This window comes from Pseudomonas sp. P7758 (assembly GCF_013386485.1).
GTDB lineage: Bacteria > Pseudomonadota > Gammaproteobacteria > Pseudomonadales > Pseudomonadaceae > Aquipseudomonas.
In genome coordinates this window covers 1-1,898 of record NZ_JACARS010000235.1, presented here as the reverse complement: position 1 = coordinate 1,898, position 1,898 = coordinate 1, and the positions used below count along the sequence as shown (strand labels likewise).

Sequence of the window (1,898 nt, the reverse complement as noted above, 5' to 3'; positions counted from 1 at the left end):
TGGCCAGCAGCAACAGCAGGCCCACGCACGCCGCCAGTAACGCCAACGCCAGCAGGCCGAAACTGAAGAGCTGGCGCCATTGCCGGTTGATCAGGTAATAGCTGCACAGCATGCCGGTGGGGATCACCAGGCCGATCGGCCCACGGATCGCGAACCCCACGATCAGCAGCGCAAACAGCCAGTGCAGGCGCTTGCCGGCGCCGAAGTGGTCGTGGGCGTAACCCAGGTAGAAGACTGTCAGGGCCACTGCCGCCAGCATCTGGTCGAGGGACACCGCGCGGGTTTCGCTGATGAAGGTACTGCTGAGCAGCATCACCGCGATGCTCAGCAGTGCCCAGCGCCGGGAGTAGGGCGCGGTCAGCCGGTAGAGCAGCACCACGATCAGCGCCGAAGCGATAGCCGTGGGTAGCCAGGCCGTCAGGCTGGTGACCTGCCCCAGGGGCACCGACAGCAGCCAGGTCAGCAGCGTCGAGGTGGCCAGGTAATCGGCATAAGGTTGCCCGTACGTCGTCGGGAAGAACCCCGGCCCGTGGCGCAGCATCTCCTGGGCGAACAGCACGAAGCGCGAGTCAAAGCCGATGATTGCCTGGTTCCAGTTGCCCGCGACAAACAGGATCAGGGCCAGCAGCCCCAAAATCCATGAGTGTCGGCGGATCGTCGGGCTGAGCAGGGGCCGATGAGCTTTGTCCACGTCTCAGGCTTCCTCGGCCTGAGGCGCCCAGTTTTGCTGGGGGATCGGCAAGTTGCAGGAATCGCCGCGGCCCATCGGGAAGTACTGGATGCCTTTGCGTGCCAGGCGTTCGCCGTCGTACAGGTTGCGGCCGTCGAAGATCACCGGGGTTTTCAGGCGTTGCTGGATCAGGTCGAAGTCCGGTGCCTTGAACTGTTGCCATTCGGTGCAGATGATCAAGGCGTCAGAGCCACTCAGGGTGGATTCCGGGGTGCCCATCAGCATCAGGCGCGGGTCATCACCGTAGATGCGCTGGGTTTCCTGCATGGCTTCCGGGTCAAACGCACGTACATTGGCGCCGGCGGCCCACAAGGCTTCCATCAGCACCCGGCTTGGCGCATCGCGCATGTCGTCGGTGTTGGGCTTGAACGCCAGGCCCCACAAGGCGAAGGTCTTGCCACGCAGGTCGCCCTTGAAGAATGCATTGGCGCGTTCGAACAGCTTGCTCTTCTGGCGCTGGTTGATGGCTTCCACGGCTTCCAGCAGGTCGCTGGAGCAGTTGGCGGCCTTGGCGCTGTGGATCAGGGCGCGCATGTCCTTGGGGAAACAAGAGCCGCCATAACCGCAACCTGGGTAGATGAAGTGGTAGCCGATACGCGAGTCGGCACCAATGCCCAGGCGCACGGCTTCGATGTCGGCGCCCAGGTGTTCGGCCAGTTCGGCGATCTGGTTGATAAAGCTGATCTTGGTGGCCAGCATGCAGTTGGCGGCGTACTTGGTCAGTTCGGCGCTGCGCAGGTCCATGAAGATGATGCGGTCGTGGTTGCGGTTGAACGGTGCATACAGCTCACGCATCACCTCGCGCACTTCTTCACGTTCGCAGCCGATGACGATCCGGTCCGGGCGGCGGCAGTCGGCAACGGCCGAGCCTTCCTTGAGGAATTCCGGGTTGGAGACGATATCGAACTCCAGGTGGCGGCCGGCAATGCGCAGGGCTTTTTCCATGTGCGCACGCAAAGTATCGCCAGTGCCTACAGGTACGGTGGATTTTTCCACGAGGATCACCGGGTCGATACGGTGGCGAGCCACTGCATCGCCCACGGACAGCACGTATTTCAGGTCAGCCGAGCCGTCTTCGTCCGAAGGGGTACCCACGGCGATGAACAGCACTTCGCCGTGTTCGACCGCGAGTTTTTCGTCATAGGTAAACGTCAGGCGTCCGCCTTCG

The 1,898-nt window shown here is 62.8% G+C and carries 2 protein-coding genes; both read right to left on the bottom strand.

What is annotated here, in order from left to right:
• The coding region (locus HX873_RS31045) for a glycosyltransferase family 39 protein (RefSeq protein ID WP_177123786.1) at positions 1 to 691 on the bottom strand (691 nt) is incomplete at its 3' end.
• Positions 692 to 694: 3 nt separating this feature from the next.
• Positions 695 to 1,898: UDP-glucose/GDP-mannose dehydrogenase family protein (locus HX873_RS31040; RefSeq protein ID WP_177123775.1), on the bottom strand; the 1,204-nt coding region annotated here is incomplete at its 5' end.